Here is a 16,815-nt window from a genome sequence, read left to right as displayed (position 1 = left end):
GCAGCCGCCCGGCATCGCAAGTTACCAGTAAGATTTCGGCCTGTCCGACAACTTGCAAGATCAATCCTTAACGGACTGCAAGATATCGGCCGAGAATGCGGCGCGATCTGCCACAAATCGGGCGGTCATATTTTCGTCCTGTTTGGTCTCGATTGGCAGGGTCATCAGCAACCACCAAGGACAGTGGAATGAACAGCGCCCAGCCTGCGCGTCGGTCGAACGCGGCCCGCATCGTGGCTCTCGCGGGGGGCGTCGCCCTCGCCGGATTGGGAAGCCTCGCGATGGCGTCGACGGCGCAGGCCCAGAGCGGCAAGGCCTCCTGGTATGCGTCCGGCCACCGCACCGCGAGCGGCGAGCGCTTCAACCCGAACGGCCTCACCGCGGCGCATCGCAGCCTGCCCTTCGGCACCCGGGTGCGGGTGACCAACCAGTCCAACGGCCGCTCGGTGGTGGTGCGGATCAACGACCGCGGGCCGTTCGCGCACGGCCGCATCATCGACCTCGCCCGCGGCGCCGGGAAGGCCATCGGCATGAACGGCGTCGCCCGCGTCGCCGTGGCGGTGGTGGACTGATCGGCCGGCCCGGCGTTGCCGTCGGGCGACGCCTCCCCACATCAGGCTCATCGTGCGAGCGGAGCGTGACGTGATGGCAAAGCCCCTGGTTGTCGTGATTCCCCATCAGCTCGGCCGGGCCGAGGCCCGCCGCCGGCTGGAGAACGGGATCGGCCAGGCCAAGGAGATGCTGCAGAAGGCGGGTCTCAGCATGGCCGACGCGACCTGGACCGGCGACCGGCTGTCGTTCCTCGTCGCCGCCATGAACCAGCGCGTCGACGGCGACATCGACGTCGAGGACGACGCGGTGCGGGTCGAGGTGCGGATGCCGCTCCTGCTGTCGATCTTCGCCCACAAGATCCAGCAGATCGTCAGCCAGAACGGCACCAAGCTCTTGACCAAGCAGTAGGCTCGACGCTGCGGAACCGGGGCCGGGCGCCCCGGTTTGGATTCGACGAAGAGAGGAGCGCTCGATGTCGAATCCCGGCCCGATCCCGGACCAGCCCTACGATCCCGTGCCCCCCACACCCGGTCCCGATACCCCGAACCCGGGAGGGCCCGAGCTGCCGAGCGAGGCCCCGGGCGACCGGCCGGTCGAGATCCCGGTGAACGATCCGGGCAATTCCCCGGCAATCACCCCCGACCCGTCCCCGACCGGCCCGGCCAACCCGACCATGTAGCAGCGGCGCGAGCAGCGCCCGGCCGCACCGCGGCCGGGCGCTGCTCGCGCTCGATGGCGATGCCCTACCGCCCGGCGGCGTAGCCCTGCATGCCGCGGGGATTGGCGGCGGCCTTGAGGCGCCGCCCGTCGCGGCTCGCCGCCGTCAGCCGCCCCTCCGACCAGTCCGATCCGATCTCGACGACGTGGCCGCGGCGGCGCAATTCGGCGATCGTGCCGGCGCTGATCCGGTTCTCCACCACCACGACCCCCGGCCGCGCGGTGCGGGGCCAGAACGACGACGGGAAGTGCTCGGTGTGCCAGGCCGGCGCGTCGATCGCCGCCTGCAGGTTCATGCCGGCATGGACGTGGCGCAGGAAGAATTGCGGGATCCACTGGTCCTGCTGGTCGCCGCCGGGCGAACCCCAGGCGAGGTAGGGCTGTCCGTCGCGAAGGGCCATCGTCGGCGACAGGGTCGAGCGCGGCCGCTTGCCGGGCGCGAGCGCCGAAGGATGCGCCTCGTCGAGCACGAACATCTGCGCCCGCGTGCCGAGGCAGAAGCCAAGCGCGGGAATCACCGGCGAGGATTGCAGCCAGCCGCCGGACGGCGTGGCGGCGATCATGTTGCCGTGCCGGTCGATGATGTCGAAATGCACGGTGTCGCCGCGCACCACGCCGGAGCGGGCATCGTCCGGCGGCACGCTCGCCTCGATCTTGCCGACCGTCGGCTCGCCCGCCCCGGACGAACCCACCGCCGTCCGGGCGCCCGTGCTCACCCGGGCATCCAGCGCCTTGCCGAAGCCGGGAATCGTGCCCGGCCGCTGCTCCAGCGAGGCGGTGTCGCCGACGAGCGCGCGGCGCTCGGCGTTGTAGGCGTCCGACAGCAGGGTCTCGACCGGGACGTCGACGAAGGCGGGATCGCCGTAGAACGTGTCGCGGTCGGCGAATGCCAGCTTGGCGCACTCGACCTGGAGGTGGATGAAGTCGGGCCCGGCCGGGTCGAGGCGGTCGAGGTCGAAGCCCTTGAGGAGCGCGAGCTGCTGCAGGGTCGCGAGCCCCTGCGTCCAGGGTCCTGCCTTCAGCACGGTGTAGCGGCCGTACTCGTACCCGATCGGCGCCTCGACGCTCGCCTGCCAGGCCGCCATGTCGGCCCCGGTGAGGAGGCCGCGATGCGGCTTGCCCGTCACGTCCATCACCGGTTCGCCCTTGCAGAAGGCGTCGATCGCCTGGGCGACGAAGCCCTGCGACCAGATCCGGCGGGCGCGCTCGATCTCCTGGTCGCGCGTGCCGCCGGCGGCCTCGCGCACGATGCGGGCATAGGTCTCGGCGAGAGCCGGATTGGTGAACAGCGTGCCGGGCGCCGGCACGCCGCCCTCCTTGAGGTAGGTCGCCGCCGAGCTCGGCCAGTGCTCGCGAAACAGTCCCTCGACGGTGGCGATGGTGGCCGAGACCCGCTCGACCAGCGGGAAGCCGTCGCGGGCGTACCCGATCGCCGCCTCCAGCACGTCGGCGAGGCGCCAGGTGCCGTGGTCGCGCAGGATCAGCATGTAGGCGTCGAAGGTGCCGGGCACGCACGGGGCGAGCAGCCCGGTGCCCGGCACGAGGTCGAGGCCGAGATCGTCGCGCAGGTGCGCGATGGTGGCGGCCTGCGGCGCCGGGCCCTGCCCGCACACCACCTGCGGATGCCCGACCCGGACGTCATGCAGGATCACCGGCACGTCGCCGCCCGGCCCGTTGAGATGCGGCTCGACCACCTGGAGCACGAAGGCGGTGGCGACCCCGGCATCGAAGGCGTTGCCGCCCCGCTCCAGCACGCCCATGCCGACCGCGGTGGCGATCCAGTGGGTCGAGGCGACGACCCCGAAGGTGCCGTCGATCTCCGGGCGCGTGGTGAAGGGATCGGGGGTGACGAAGCTCATCGGGAATCCTCTTCCGGGCGGCCCTGGCGCAAGGCTTCGCGGCAACGGGCCGCCATTCTAGGCTCTAACTCGCGGCGGGAACGATGCAATCCGTCGGGGTCGGCGATGCGGAGCCGTGCCTTGCCGATGCCTATGGCATCGCCTCGCGCAAAACCGCATTCATCCGGGTCTGCCAGCCCGGGCCGCTCGCCTTCCAGCGCTCGACGACATCGGGGTCCAGGCGCAGCGTGACGAGCTTCTTGGTCTGTGTCACGGGAGGTCTGCCCCGTCCGCGACGGATCAGGGTCGCGCCCCGATAGGTGTCGGCCGCCTTAAGATCCGCTTCGGTGAGTTCCGGCAACTCATCGTATTCCTCGGCCGTGATGGTGTGGGCATCGACCTTAGCGAAGTCGGTCGCCCCATAGGCGTCAGGGGAAAAGGTGGGCGTAGCGGGCTTGCTCGCGCTCATTGCACTTTCTCATCGTGAAGACGTGACGGTCCTCGCCACGCGGGGTCCAGCCGATCATGACCATGCGTCCGTCGAGGTGCCCGATCGTGATGTTGCGGGGCTCCCCATAGTCGCGCCGGGCATCCGGCCACGTGTGATGCAGGCCGGCGAACACGGCCTCGGCGGACAGGAAGTCCAGGCCCCGCTCGCTCAGGGCGCGGTCGCGCTTGGGCGGATCGACGGTGATGGCCATCTATTTATCGTAGCTACGATATTCGAGGGGGGTGATGTTGTCGAGGGGCCCGACACGATGCACTCCGTTTCCGGAGGATGGGCGAGGGACGATCATGGCGACGTAGTCCGCTGCCGCCCCCACCCGGGCTCGCCTTTCGCGAAGGGCTGCCGTAATCCCCCACCCCATGGCCGCTCCTCCGCTCCTCACCCTCCAGGGCATCGCGCTCACCTTCGGCGGCACGCCGCTGCTCACCGGCGCCGACCTGTCGCTGGCCCCCGGCGACCGTACCTGCCTCGTCGGCCGCAACGGCTCGGGCAAGTCGACCCTGCTCAAGGTCGCCGCCGGGCTGGTCGAGCCCGACAAGGGCGTGCGCTTCCTGCAGCCCGGCACGACCCTGCGCTACCTCGCCCAGGAGCCGGATTTCTCCGGGCACGCCACCACCCTGTCCTTCGTCGAGGCCGGGATGGGGCCAGGCGACGAGATGTACCGGGCGCGCTACCTGCTGGAGAGCCTGGGGCTGACCGGCGAGGAGGATCCGAGCCGGCTGTCGGGGGGCGAATCGCGCCGCGCGGCGCTGGCCCAGGCGCTGGCGCCCGAGCCCGACATCCTGCTCCTCGACGAGCCGACCAACCACCTCGACCTGCCGGCGATCGAGTGGCTCGAGGCCGAGCTGAAGGGCAGCCGCTCGGCGCTCGTGCTGATCAGCCACGATCGCCGCTTCCTCGAGTCGCTGTCGCGGTCGACCGTCTGGCTCGACCGCGGCACGACGCGCCGGCTCGACCAGGGGTTCTCCGCCTTCGAGGGCTGGCGCGACCAGGTGTTCGAGGAGGAGGAGCGCGACCGCCACAAGCTCGACCGCAAGATCGCCGCCGAGGAGGACTGGCTGCGCTACGGCGTGACCGCGCGGCGCAAGCGCAACGTCAAGCGCCTGGCCGGCCTGCACGACCTGCGCCGCCAGGCCCGCGAGCATCGCGGGCCCGTCGGCGCGGCGACGCTGACCGTGAGCGAGGCCGAGGCCTCCGGCGCCCTGGTGATCGAGGCGCGCGACGTCGCCAAGTCCTACCCCGACAAGTCCTACGGCGAGCGCCCGATCGTCCGCGACCTGTCCCTGCGCATCGCGCGGCGCGACCGCCTCGGCATCGTCGGCGCCAACGGCACCGGCAAGACGACGCTCGTCAACCTCCTCACCGGGCGCCTCCCGCCCGATTCGGGCGTGGTGAAGGTCGGGGCGAACGTCACCCTCAACCTCCTCGACCAGCGCCGCAGCGCCCTCGACCCCGAGCGCACCGTGGCCGACGTGCTGACGGGCGGCGGCAGCGACACCGTCCAGGTCGGCGGCCAGAGCCGCCACGTCATCGGCTACATGAAGGACTTCCTGTTCTCGCCCGAGCAGGCGCGCACGCCGGTCGGCGTGCTGTCGGGCGGCGAGCGCAACCGGCTGCTGCTGGCCCGCGCCCTCGCCGAGGCCGGCAACCTGCTGGTGCTCGACGAGCCGACCAACGACCTCGACCTCGAGACCCTCGACCTGCTCCAGGAGATGCTCGGCGACTATGCCGGCACCCTGATCCTGGTCAGCCACGACCGCGACTTCCTCGACCGCGTCGTCGATACGGTGCTGGTCTCGGAAGGGGAGGGGCGCTGGATCGCCTATGCGGGCGGCTACAGCGACATGGTCGCCCAGCGCGGCGTCGGCGTGCAGGCCCGCGGGGTGGTGCAGGGCGGCCGCCCGGACGCCGCCAGGGGCGCGAAGGAAGCCGGGCAGCCCGCCCCGGCCCGCCCGGCGGCGAAGAAGCGTCTCGGCTTCAACGAGCAGCACGAGCTCAAGACCCTGCCGGCCCGCATCGCGGCCCTGGAGGGCAACCGGGCCAAGCTGCGGGCCGCCCTCGACGACCCGACGCTCTACGCCCGCGATCCCGCGCGCTTCGAGGCGATCTCCCGCACCCTGGCGACGACGGAGACCGACCTCGCCGCCGCAGAGGAACGCTGGCTCGCCCTCGAGTTGATGCGCGAAGAACTCGAGGGTTGAGGCGCTGACGCAACCGGAGCGTGAATCCCGCGCTCTCCGATACCCAACGGACCGCGAGAGCTGCCGGGAGGACGGCCGCCGGAGCACCAGTCCAGGCGGCCGGGAACCGTAAGGTTAGCTGACCCGTGCAAGGTTTCGTGGCGTCCGTGCAACATTCCGGCCGAAACCCGGCGACTTGACGGTTCCGGGCCCGGATGCCGGTTGATCCCTACCGGCGCCTCGCACATGGTGCCTCTGCGCCGGGCACAACCCGGCGAGGTCCGGATGACATCCCAGCAGGGAGCGCCGGGCGCAAGGGGATAAGAGTGGCGTGGTTCGGCTCCAGTAGGATCGTCGGGACACAGTCGTTCACCCCCAGGGTCTCGAAACTTTGGAGGTCTCGATGAAGCTCGTGAAGAGCCTTCTGCTGGGTTCGGCTGCCGGTTTGACCGTGGTGGCTGGCGCACAGGCTGCCGATCTGCCGATCAAGAAGGCGGCGCCTGTTGAATTCGTTCGTGTCTGCTCGGCCTACGGGGCCGGCTTCTTCTTCGTCCCGGGCACCGATACCTGCCTGCGCGTCTCGGGCCGCGCCCGCTTCGAGGCCGGCTACTCGCAGGGTTACACCCGCACCGGCAACAACGGCGACCTGATGGGTTACCGCGGCCTCGGCCGCCTCAACCTCGACGCCCGCACGCAGACCGCCTACGGCACCCTGCGCGCCTTCGTCCGGTTCGAGCTCGCCTCCCGCACCGGCGCCTACCTGACCTCGGGCACGCAGAACCGCATCGCCAACGGCTTCCCGGGCATCGGCGTCGACACGTTCGGCCGCTCGCAGCAATACGTGAACGTCGACAAGGCCTTCATCCAGTTCGCCGGCCTCACCGCCGGTCGCGCGGCCTCGTTCTACGACTTCTACGCCCACGACTTCGAGATCATCGGCACCTCGCTGGGCTCGGACGTCGCCTCGACCAACCTGCTCGCCTACACCGCCACCTTCGGGAACGGCTTCTCGGCGACGGTGTCGGTCGAAGACCCGATCTTCCGCAAGACCCCGCTGTTCGGCACCGCCACCGCCGGCAACACGGCGAGCTCCTTCGCGGTCTTCACCTCGGCCACCGCCAACGTGACCCCGGTCGTGGCCTTCGCCAACGGCGTCCCGGTCGGCGAGGCGTTCTACGACCTGCGCCAGACCTCGCGCATGCCCGACTTCGTCGGCGCGCTGCGCTACGACGCCGCCTGGGGCTCGGCCCAGCTCTCGGCCGCCGTGCACGAGCTGAACGCCGGCAACGCCTCGACCGTCCTCGGCTTCGGCGGCGCCGCCATCGCGGCCGGCTCGGTCATCACCCCGCGCGTCAACAGCGAGTACGGCTGGGCGGTGCAGGGCGGCCTGAAGTTCAACCTGCCGTTCATCGCCGCCGGCGACGCCCTGTACCTGCAGGGTTCGTACGGCGAGGGTGCCCAGCTCTACACCGGCTACTCCTCGTATATCGGTTCCTACACCGTCAGCGCCGGCAACACCCAGGGCTCGCCGTTCGCCACCTACTTCGCGGACGCGGCGGTCAACCCGCTGACCGGCCGGATGGAGCTGTCGACCAGCTGGACCGTCGTCGGTTCGTACCTGCACTACTGGGCGCCCGAGTGGCGTTCGGCGGTGATCGGCAGCTACGGCGAGATGTCGTTCGGCAAGACCAGCCGCAACCTGCTCGGCGCGCTGAACTTCAACGGCCTCGGCAACCCGGTCAACAGCCCCGGCGCCTTCCTGTACAGCGCCGCGCTGCGTGACACGAGCCAGATCGTCGTCGGCGCGAACCTGATCTGGTCGCCGGTGAAGGACCTCGATATCGGTGTCGAGGGTCTCTACAACCGCGTCGACCTGAAGGGCGGCGCCGTGGTCGACCAGAACAAGGTGTCGGGCCTCGCCGTCGCCGGCGTGAACGCCGCCGGCCTGCCGATCGCCGCCAACGGCGCCGTGCTCCCGACCGCCAAGTCGGCCGACACGTTCAACATCCGCATGCGCGTCCAGCGCGACTTCTAAGTCGCGTCGGCGGCCCCCCGCGGGGGCCGCCCCTGGACGAAGCTTTCGGACGATCCTTCAGGGTCCCGGTGCGAGCCGGGACCCCTTTTTGCGTCTGGTGTTCCGTTCGGGCCGTCGCGCCTTGCTGATGCCGGAAACCGGCGCCAGGGTGGCGGGCCCGCGCGACGTCTCCCGCCGCGCGGCATCCCGGGACGAGGTCCATGGTGGCGATTCGCTCGATCGGCTGGCTCGCCGGCCTTCCCCTCCTCGCCGGGGCCTGGTTCGCCGCGACCGGGTGGGCCGAGCCGCGGCTCGAGGCCGCCCTGGAGGCGCCGGCCGACGCCGTCGCCGCGGCCACCGCCCGCGACGGCGCCGAGCCCTGGCTGCGGGTCGAGGCGCGGGGTCGCGACCTGGTGGCGAGCGGCGAGGCGCCGGGGCGGGCCGCCCTCGACGACGCCCGCACCACTCTCGCCGCTCTCCCGGGTCCGCGCCGGATCGTCGACCGGCTCGGCCTCGTCGCCGAGGCCGCGCCCTTCGCCTGGGCGGTCGTCCACCGGGCGCCCGACCGTCTCGACCTGATCGGCCACCGCCCGGCGGAACTCGGGCGCGCCGCCCTGGCGGAGGCCTTGAGCCGGAGCCTGCCCGCCGGGATCGCCGCCGGGATCGTCCTGCGCGACACGGCGCGCGCCGCCCGCGGTGCGCCGGACGGCTTTCCCGAGGCGGCCCGCTTCCTCGTCGCCCAGGTCCTGCAGCTGAAGCCCGGCGCCACCGCGGCGATGAGCGACCGCATCCTCTCCTTGCGCGGCGAGGCGGCGAGCGTCGAGGCCTATGCGGCGCTCCGGGCCGATCTCGCCCGCCCGCCCGCCGGCTTTACCGTCGGCGAGGTCGCGGTCGAGCCGGCCGTGGTCTCGCCCTTCGTCTGGTCGGCGAGCCGCGGGCCGGAGGGGCTGCGCCTCGACGGCTACACGCAATCCGAGGCCGACCGCGCCGCGATCCTGGCCGCCGCGCGCCTCGTCGCCGACGGCGCCCCGGTGACCGACGCGATGCGGACCGCCCGCGGCCTGCCCGCCGGGATCGATCCCCGGGCGCTCGTCGACCGCGCCTTCGCGGCCCTGGCGCTGGTGCGGGAGGGCGATGTCGCGCTCGAGGGGGCGGCCCTGTCGATCCGCGGCACCGCCGTCGACACCCAGGCCGTGCGCGAGGCCGAGGCGCTCGCCGCCGGCCTGCCGGCCGGCCTGTCCCGCGGCACCGTCGCCCTGACGGCGAGCCCGGTCTCGCCCTACCTGGCCACGATCCGGCGCGGACCGGACGCCTTCACGATCACCGGCCACCTGCCGGATGCCGAGGCGCGCAACGCCCTGCGCGCCGCCCTGCGGCCCTACCTCTACGGCGAGCGGGTAATCGACCGCAGCCGCCTCGCCGACGGCGCGCCGCCCGCGCTCGTCGAGGCCCTGACCGCCGGGATCGGCGCGCTCGGCCAGCTCGCCGAGGGCGAGATCACGGCCCGCGACGAGAGCCTGCGCATTGCCGGGGAGGGGCTCTATCCCGAGAGCGCCCGCCGCGTCGCGGCCGAGGCGGCGCGGATCGCCCCGGCCGGGTGGCGGACCGAGGTCGCGGTCGGCGCCCGCGGCGCGGCACCGGGCAGCGACCCGGCGGCCTGCCGCGACACCTTCGCGGCCCTGGCGGGCGAGTCGACCCTGCGCTTCGATCCCGGCAGCGCCGACCTGAAGCCGGCCTTTTATCCCGTCCTCGACGAGGTCGCGGGCCTCGCCCGTGCCTGCCCGCAGGCCCGGATCGAGGTCGCCGGCCACGACGACCCGCCGGGCACCGTCCTGCCGCCGGCGCCCAGGGAGGTCCCCGCGCCGCGGGAGACGCCGAAGGGCAAGGCGGCGAAGCCCGGCAAGCCGGTCGACAAGGCGGCCGAGAAACCCGCCGAGAAACCAGCATTGCCCGATCCCGGCCTGCCGCAGCGGCGCGCCGCGGCGATCGTCGACTACCTGCTCAAGGCCGGGATCCCGGCCGGCCGGATCGCCCCCGCGCCGGCCGAGGCCTCCATCGACCGCCGGGCGGTCGTCTTCGCGCTGCGTTCCTGAGATCCCGACGTGCTCCTCCTCGCTTCCGTCGCCTGGCCCGGCCTCCTCGCCGCCCTCCTGATCGGGGCCGGCACCGGATGGTGGGCCGGTCCCCCCACCACGACCGGGGCGCGCCTCTCCGCCGCCGCGGTCGCGCTCCTCGCCGTCGCCGCCGGGGCGGCGGCGCTCGCCGGGCTCGTCCTCAAGGGCCTCGCGGTGCCGGGGCGGGAGGGCTTCCGGCTCGAGACCGCCGCCCTGATGCTGGCGGCCTACCTCGTCGGCTGCGTCCTCGGGGCGCTGGTGCCGCGGCGGGCGTGAGGGATCACGCCGGCTCCGGCAGCCGCGCCAGCCGGAGGGCGATCGCGAGCGCCGCGAGGTAGAGCCCGCCGACGAAGCCGACGAGCCCGCTCCACCCGGCATGGGCGAAGACCCAGCCGCCGAGGGTGCCGGCCACCGACGAGCCGAGATAGTACAGGCAGAGATAGGTCGAGGAGGCCTGCGCCCGGTCGCGCAGGGCCCGGCGCCCGACCCAGCCGCTCGCCACCGAATGGGCGGCGAAGAACCCGACCGTCGCCACCACGATGCCGCCGACGACGAGGACGAGGCTCTCCGCCGCCGTCAGGGCGATGCCGCCGAGCCCGACCGCGATGGCGAGCCACAGCACCCGGCGCCGGCCGATCAGCCCCGCCGCATGCCCGACCAGGGTCGAGGAGGCGGTGCCGGCGAGGTAGACGACGAAGATCGCCGCGACCGCGCTCTGGCTCAGGGAATAGGGCGGGGCGAGCAGCCGGAAGCCGACGTAGTTGTAGAGCGTGACGAAGCCGCCCATCAGCAGGAAGGCTTCCGCGTAGAGCCACGGCAGGCCGGCATCGCCGAAATGGCCGAGGAAGGTGCCGGGCAGGGCCCGCCACGGCAGCGGATGCGCCGCGAACCGCGACGAGGCCGGCAGGCAGCGCCAGAACGCCAGGGCCGCCGCGAGCGCGAGCAGGCCGATCACCACGAGGGCGACGCGCCAGCCGTAATGGTCGGTGAGGACGCCGCTCAGGAGCCGGCCGGTCATGCCGCCGAGCGAGTTGCCGCCGACGAGGAGCCCCATGGCGAGACCGATCGCCCGGCCGTGCATCTCCTCGGCGAGGTAGGCCATCGCCACCGCCGGCACGCCGCTCATGGCGAGGCCGGCGAGCGCCCGCACGACGAGGAATCCGGTCCAGCTCGGCATGCAGGCGGCGACGAGGGTCAGCAGGGCGGAGGCGACGAGGGAGGCCAGCATCACCGGCTTGCGCCCCCAGACCTCCGACAGGGCCGAGACGACCGGCATCGCCACCGCCAGGAGGCCGGTGGCGAGGGAGAGCGACAGGCTGCTCGCCGCCGGGGTGACGCCGAAGGCCTCGGCGAAGACCGGCAGCAGCGGCTGCACCGCGTAGAGTACCGCGAAGGTGGAGAAGCCCGCCGCCGCGAGCGCGAGCGCGCTGCGGCGGAAGGCGGGAGTTCCGATCTCGATGCCGCCGCTCTCCACCCGCCGGTCCTCCGCGTCGCGAGGACCCGCAGGTGACGCACGCGGCGGTCCCGGTCAACGGGCCGCCCCCGTGCGGGGCGGCCCGGGGGCGGGTTCAGCGCTGCTGCGGGGGCTGCTGGGCCTGCTGCTGGATCAGCGGGGTGATGCGCCGCACGGTGACCCGCCGGTTCTCCCGCGAGGGGCCCTGCGTGTTCACCTTCAGGTACTGCTCGCCGTAGCCCTGGGTGGTCAAGTTCTCCGGCGGCACCTTGAAGTCGCGGGTCAGCACCTCCGCCACCGATTGCGCGCGGCGGTCGGAGAGCGAGAGGTTGTCGACGTCGCTGCCGACGGCGTCGGTGTAGCCCTCGATCAGGAACACCTCCTGCGGGTTGTTCTGGACCGCCTGGTTGATCGCCGCCGCGATGGTGGCGAGGCGGCGGGCCTGGTCGGGCGTGACCTGCCATGACCCGGTGTCGAAGGTGATGGTGTCGATGTCGACGCTGCGCATGCGGGCGCGCAGGGTCGGGCTGTAGCGCACCTGGTCGAGGGTGTAGCGCCGCTCGACCGGGGCGACCGGGGGGGCGGTCAGCGCCTCGTAGATCGCACCCTCGTCGGCCCGGTCCGCCTCGACCACGTAGCGATCGCGGGGGATGCGGATGTCGGGCGGCGGCAGCACGACGACGTCCTGCTCGATCGACCGCGGCGGGCCGGCGTAGGAATTGTCGATCAGCACGACCTCGCGCCCGTCCGGACCGCGGCGGTAGCGCCGCAGCAGCCGTCCGTCGTCGTCGACCACCGTGAAAACCTGGTATCCGCCGGGGCGGTCGATGATCGTCACGGTATCGCGGCCGCGGCGCTCGATGCGGGCGTCGCGGTCGAGCAGGCGGAAGCGCTCGGTCTCGTCGTGGCGCAGGAAGTAGCGGTCGTCGTCGCGCACGATCACCCGGCCGGGCTCGCGGATGATCAGGCGGCCGCCCTCGTTGAACTCGCGCCGGGCGCGGCGCACATCCTCGTAGGTCCGCACGTCGACGTCGCTGCGGCGGAAGCCGCCCGGGACGTAGTCCGGCGCGTCGCGACGATAGCCGCCGGGCAGGTCGCCGCGATCGTCGAACCCGCGACGGTCGTCGAGGCCACGCCGGTCGCCGTCGCGACGGTCGAAGTCCCGGCGGTCCTGATCCCGGCGATCCTGGTCGCGCGGATCGCGGCGGTCGAAGCCGCGGTCGTCCGGACCCGGGCCGCCCGGCACGAAGGGCCGGCCGGGCACGCCCGGCTGCTGGTTCGGGGGCAACGGCGCGCCGTTCGGCCCGGCGCCCGGGGCGTCCGGACGGCCGGGTCCGCGGCCGGGCTGCGCCTCGCCGGCGGGCGGGCGGCCCGGCTCGGCCTGGCCGGGACCTCCGGCCGGCGGCACCGGCCGGCCCGGGGCTTGACCCGGGGCTTGGCCCGGAGCGGGGGGTTGGCCGGGGGCGGGCGGCTGGCCCGGGCCGCGCTGGGCCGGGCCGCCCGGCGCATCGGGCCCGCGGCGATCGTCGCGGCGGTCCTGACGGTCCTGCTGGCGGTCCTGACGGTCCTGCTGGCGGTCCTGGCGATCCTGCTGCCTGTCCTGACCCGCCGGACGATCCGGCCGCGCATCGGGCGCCGGGCGCTCGCGCGGCTCCGGCCGGCCGGCGGGACCGCGATCGGGACCGCGATCCTGCGGCGGGGCCGGCGGACGGCCGGGCTCCTCGCCGCGCGGGCCGCGGGGCTCGCGCTGGTCCGGCCGCTCGCGCGGCTCGGGCCGTCCCTGCGGCCCGCGATCCTGGGAATCCGGCCGCTCGCGCGGCGCTTCGGGCCGCCCCTGCGGCTCCTGACGCTCGCGGGGCGCCGGCCGCTCGCGCGGCTCTTGTCTGTCGGGCCGCTCGCGCGGCTCTTGCCTGTCGGGCCGCTCGCGCGGCTGCGGTTCGGGCCGCTCGCGCGGCTCGGGCCGTTCCTGGCGCGGCTCCGGCCTGGGGGCGGGTCGTTCCTGGCGGGGTTCCGGTCGTTCCTGGCGGGGTTCCGGTCGTTCCTGGCGGGGCTCCGGACGCTCCTGGCGGGGCTCAGGGCGTTCCTGGCGCGGCTCGGGCCGCTCGCGCGGCCCGCCGCCGGGGCCGCCGCGCTCGCCGCCGGGTCCTGCGCCACCATGCCCCGGTCCCCCGGGACCTCCCGGTCCGCCGGGACCACCCCGTTCCCCGGGGCCGCCCGGACCGCCCTGGGCCAGCCGGATCGCGTCGTCTCCCCGCGCCGCCGCTTGGGTCGCCACTTGGGTCGCAAGAAGGGGCTGGAGCAGCAGCGCCGGCAGGATCGTGCCGGTCAGCAGCAGCGCGCGGGCAGAACGCATCGGGAGAACCTCTCGTCCGTCGTCGGTTCGTTCGAACATCTTGACGGCGAGATGGTTCCCGCGGGTCAGCCGGCGGGGCGGCCGACCGGCGTCTTGGAAGTCGCGGCGCGAAGCCCGGAGGTCGCGGCGCGAAGCCTACGGCGTGGCGACCGGGGCGGCGCCCGGGGTCGCGACGGGGGCGGCGGCGGCCTGCGGGCCGTCGGCCTTGGCGCTGAGCGGCACCGGGATCAGGTTGGGGGCGATGATCCGCACGGCGGGGCGCTCCTCGGGGCCGGCCGGGCGGGGCGCCTCGCCGGCTTCCGGCGGGCCGTCCTCGGCCCGCGCCGCGGCGGTGGCGGCGAGCGTCGCCGCGGCCCGGTCGGCGCGGCCGACCAGGGTCAGGCGCACCTTCGGCCGCGACATCGCTTCGGCCTGGGCCGGGGTGACGAAGATGTCGCCCTTGTGCCGCACCAACATGCTCTCGGCCTTGACCAGGGCCTGGGCCCAGGTCTGCGTGCCCTTGCACGAGCAGTTCGGCACGAAGGTCTTCTGGAACTTGAAGGCGTTCGGCAGGGCCGAGTAGGCGCGCCTGGTCTGGACCGCGGCGGCCTGGGTCAGGCCGCTGTCGGTCGGCGGCATCGAGTAGGCGGCGGCCTCGGCCCCCGGGCAGAGCGCCTGGCACATCTCGTCGGCGCCCTCGCGCCCGTCGGGCAGGTTCGGCATCGGGAAGTAGGCGCCGTCGCACATCCGCACGCAGATCACCTGCGTGCCGCCGCGGCCGAAGCCGTCCACCGGCTTCGATTGCAGCGCGGCGTTGCTCGGCAGGCCGGTGCAGGCGTCCTTCACGGCGGCGATGAGCTGCTCGCGGCGGGCGTTCGACACCTCCCGGGCGCCGGCGCCGTAGCCGGAATTGAGGGCGCGGATGCGCTGCTCGACCTGGGCGCATTGCGGCGGCCGCATGTCGAAGAACAGGAAGCGCCCGCCCTCGCAGCCGATCGACTGGCGGTAGGCGACGAGCTGCTGGATCTCCTCGATCTGGCCGCGGTTCGATTCCCGCTGCAGGCCGGCGAGCTCGGCGCGGAAGCGCTGGCAGGCGGCCGCGTTGGGCTCGGCCAGGACAGCCTGACACAAGGACAGGGTCGCGAGGATGCCGGCGACGAGCCGGACCGTGAAGCGAAGCAGCGGCATGGCGTTCGGGGACCGGCCGGTATGCGGGGGACGATCCGCCCCGGAGGGCGGACGAGAACAGGCCGCCCCGCGCGCTGATGCGCTAAGCGTGGCGGGACGGGACCGGATCGTTCTACCCGCCCTCGCCGCCGCGCGACAGCCTCCCTACATACGTTAAGCTTGTTTGCGGAAAGGTTGACGCGATGGTGTGGCGGCGGGGTCTCACGGCGCTTTGCGCGGCGGCTTGTCTCGGGGCCGCCTCCGGCGCGGCGCTCGCGCAGGAGCCGGACCGGATCTTCGACAAGTCGACGGTGTGGCGCCCGCTGACGCCGAACGACAAGCTCGTGGTCTACGGCATCGACGACCCGGACGTGGCCGGCGTCGCCTGCCACTACACCCAGCCCGAGAAGGGCGGCATCAAGGGCACGCTCGGCCTCGCCGAGGAGGTCTCGGACATCTCGCTGTCCTGCCGCCAGGTCGGTCCGGTCAAGTTCAAGGGCAAGATCAAGCAGGGCGAGGTCGTGTTCAGCGAGCGCCGGTCGCTGATCTTCAAGAGCATGCAGATCGTGCGCGGCTGCGACGCCAAGCGCAACACCCTGATCTACATGGTCTACTCCGACAAGGTGGTGCAGGGCTCGCCGAAGAACTCGACCTCGACGGTGCCGCTGATGCCGTGGGGCGCCGAGCCGCCGCCGAAATGCGGCGACTTCATGGGATGAGGCCCGTATCGTCGATCGACGTCTTGAAGCGGGGGCTCGCGTCGGCGCGGGCCCCTTTTTTCTGCCTGACGATCCGCGCGGATGCTCGCGACCCACGGCCTCGGCCGCTGTGCTCCATCGGCCCGCCCGTCGTCGAATTCTTGACGGTGCCGGGGGCCATTAACGATCCGGTAACCACGATGCGCGCTTCATGGCGATCAGTAACAACTCGTCAACCGCCGTGACCAGCATCAGCCTCACCCGCCCCTCCCTCCCGCTGCGCGGCCGCTCCTTCCGGGCGCTCGTGCTCGCGCCGGAGACGCCGCTCGGCGACTGGTTCTCGCACCTGGATGCCCTGGTGCAGCGCTCGCCGACGCTCTTCTCCGAGCGCGCCGTGATCCTGGACGTCTCGGGCCTGGCCAAGGACTCCCCCCGGGGAGACCCGACCCGCCCCGAGGCGGCCGAACCCGCCGAGGCCGACGAGCCTGAGACGGCGGCGACGCCGGACATCGCCGGCCTCGTCGACGAGCTCAAGCAGCGCGGCATCCGCATCATGGGCGTCGAGAAGGCCGAGCCGGCCTGGCTCGGCCCGGCGCTGCCGCCGCTCCTCAGCGGCGGCCGGCCGGCCGAGATGGCCGCCCCGGCGGACGCCCCCGCCGAGGCCGCCCCAAAGCCCGAGGCGCCGAAGGCGCCCGAGCCGCGCAAGCCGAATTCCCTCGTCCTCGAGACGCCGCTGCGCTCGGGCCAGTCGGTCTACCACCCCGAGGGCGACGTGACCGTGATGGGCTCGGTCGCCTCGGGCGCCGAGATCCTGGCCGGCGGCTCGATCCACGTCTACGGGGCGCTGCGCGGCCGTGCCATCGCGGGAGCGGGCGGCAACCCCCGGGCCCGCATCTGCTGCCGCAAGTTCGAGCCCGAGTTGATCGGCATCGACGGCCTGTTCCGCACCGCCGACACCACCGACCCGAAGCTGCGCAAGAAGGCGGTCCAGGTCTGGCTCGAGGGCGAGACCCTCCGCATGGCGGCCCTGGACTGAGCGCGACGCGAGACGACCGGGCGGGATCCCGCGGGCGACGCCGCCCCGGGCCGTCCGGTCGAACGACATCCGAAACCCCACCCGCGCGCCTCCAGGACCGCGATCCGGACGCCGCATCATCCCGACCGCTCTGGGGGAGCACGAGAATGGCCAAGATCATAGTGGTGACGTCCGGCAAGGGCGGCGTGGGCAAGACCACCACGACG

General features: G+C 73.3%; 15 protein-coding genes. 9 read left to right on the top strand and 6 right to left on the bottom strand.

The features are described from left to right. Positions 1-188: 188 nt before the first annotated feature. The 3 genes from A5481_RS22720 (at position 189) to A5481_RS22710 (ending at position 1,231) form a co-directional block, all read left to right on the top strand. On the top strand, positions 189-572 hold the full coding sequence (locus A5481_RS22720) for a septal ring lytic transglycosylase RlpA family protein (RefSeq protein WP_082984950.1): 384 nt from the start codon (positions 189-191) through the stop codon (positions 570-572). Between the two features lie 73 nt (positions 573-645). Then, positions 646-960: a polyhydroxyalkanoic acid system family protein gene (locus tag A5481_RS22715; protein ID WP_048433130.1), complete on the top strand. Its 315-nt coding sequence runs from the start codon at positions 646-648 to the stop codon at positions 958-960. A gap of 64 nt (positions 961-1,024) precedes the next feature. Beyond that, on the top strand, positions 1,025-1,231 hold the full coding sequence (locus A5481_RS22710) for a hypothetical protein (RefSeq protein WP_048433129.1): 207 nt from the start codon (positions 1,025-1,027) through the stop codon (positions 1,229-1,231). Between the two features lie 64 nt (positions 1,232-1,295). Here A5481_RS22710 and A5481_RS22705 read toward each other — a convergent pair whose 3' ends face one another. From A5481_RS22705 to A5481_RS22695, 3 genes are all read right to left on the bottom strand, one after another. Further along, entirely contained in the window at positions 1,296-3,128 is a 1,833-nt protein-coding gene (locus A5481_RS22705) for a gamma-glutamyltransferase family protein (RefSeq protein ID WP_048433128.1), read from the bottom strand. A gap of 130 nt (positions 3,129-3,258) precedes the next feature. Continuing rightward, positions 3,259-3,576 carry a BrnA antitoxin family protein gene (locus A5481_RS22700; protein ID WP_048433127.1) on the bottom strand — a complete coding sequence of 106 codons (318 nt, stop codon included), beginning with the start codon at positions 3,574-3,576 and terminating at the stop codon, positions 3,259-3,261. Further along, on the bottom strand, positions 3,536-3,808 hold the full coding sequence (locus A5481_RS22695; RefSeq protein ID WP_048433126.1) for a BrnT family toxin: 273 nt from the start codon (positions 3,806-3,808) through the stop codon (positions 3,536-3,538). Before A5481_RS22695 ends, A5481_RS22700 begins: the two co-directional genes overlap by 41 nt. A gap of 166 nt (positions 3,809-3,974) precedes the next feature. Here A5481_RS22695 and A5481_RS22690 point away from each other — a divergent pair, with 166 nt between their 5' ends. From A5481_RS22690 to A5481_RS22675, 4 genes are all read left to right on the top strand, one after another. Continuing rightward, the gene (locus A5481_RS22690) at positions 3,975-5,816 is read left to right on the top strand and encodes an ABC-F family ATP-binding cassette domain-containing protein (RefSeq protein ID WP_048433125.1); all 1,842 of its coding nucleotides are present in this window, start codon (positions 3,975-3,977) and stop codon (positions 5,814-5,816) included. Between the two features lie 382 nt (positions 5,817-6,198). Next, positions 6,199-7,830, top strand: a complete 1,632-nt coding sequence (locus A5481_RS22685; RefSeq protein WP_048433124.1) for a porin — start codon at positions 6,199-6,201, stop codon at positions 7,828-7,830. 200 nt (positions 7,831-8,030) lie between these two features. After that, the gene (locus tag A5481_RS22680) at positions 8,031-9,902 is read left to right on the top strand and encodes an OmpA family protein (protein WP_048433123.1); all 1,872 of its coding nucleotides are present in this window, start codon (positions 8,031-8,033) and stop codon (positions 9,900-9,902) included. Positions 9,903-9,911: 9 nt separating this feature from the next. Beyond that, complete coding sequence (locus A5481_RS22675) at positions 9,912-10,199, top strand: hypothetical protein (RefSeq protein WP_048433122.1); 288 nt, start codon at positions 9,912-9,914, stop codon at positions 10,197-10,199. Between the two features lie 4 nt (positions 10,200-10,203). Here the strand turns inward: A5481_RS22675 and A5481_RS22670 are convergent, their stop codons facing one another. The 3 genes from A5481_RS22670 to A5481_RS22660 form a co-directional block, all read right to left on the bottom strand. Further along, positions 10,204-11,397 carry an MFS transporter gene (locus A5481_RS22670; RefSeq protein WP_048433121.1) on the bottom strand — a complete coding sequence of 398 codons (1,194 nt, stop codon included), beginning with the start codon at positions 11,395-11,397 and terminating at the stop codon, positions 10,204-10,206. Between the two features lie 94 nt (positions 11,398-11,491). Further along, positions 11,492-13,729, bottom strand: a complete 2,238-nt coding sequence (locus A5481_RS22665; RefSeq protein ID WP_064504319.1) for an OmpA family protein — start codon at positions 13,727-13,729, stop codon at positions 11,492-11,494. A gap of 135 nt (positions 13,730-13,864) precedes the next feature. Beyond that, on the bottom strand, positions 13,865-14,896 hold the full coding sequence (locus A5481_RS22660) for a DUF2865 domain-containing protein (protein ID WP_048436675.1): 1,032 nt from the start codon (positions 14,894-14,896) through the stop codon (positions 13,865-13,867). A gap of 182 nt (positions 14,897-15,078) precedes the next feature. Here A5481_RS22660 and A5481_RS22655 point away from each other — a divergent pair, with 182 nt between their 5' ends. Further along, positions 15,079-15,594, top strand: coding sequence for a CreA family protein (locus A5481_RS22655; RefSeq protein WP_048436676.1), 516 nt, complete (start codon positions 15,079-15,081; stop codon positions 15,592-15,594). A gap of 190 nt (positions 15,595-15,784) precedes the next feature. After that, complete coding sequence (gene minC, locus A5481_RS22650) at positions 15,785-16,609, top strand: septum site-determining protein MinC (protein ID WP_197514228.1); 825 nt, start codon at positions 15,785-15,787, stop codon at positions 16,607-16,609. The last annotated feature ends 206 nt before the right edge of the window (positions 16,610-16,815 follow it).

Source organism: Methylobacterium platani, from assembly GCF_001653715.1.
Taxonomy (GTDB): Bacteria; Pseudomonadota; Alphaproteobacteria; order Rhizobiales; family Beijerinckiaceae; genus Methylobacterium; species Methylobacterium platani.
The sequence above is the reverse complement of the archived record's forward strand: the minus strand, read 5'-3'. Positions and strand labels throughout refer to the sequence as shown.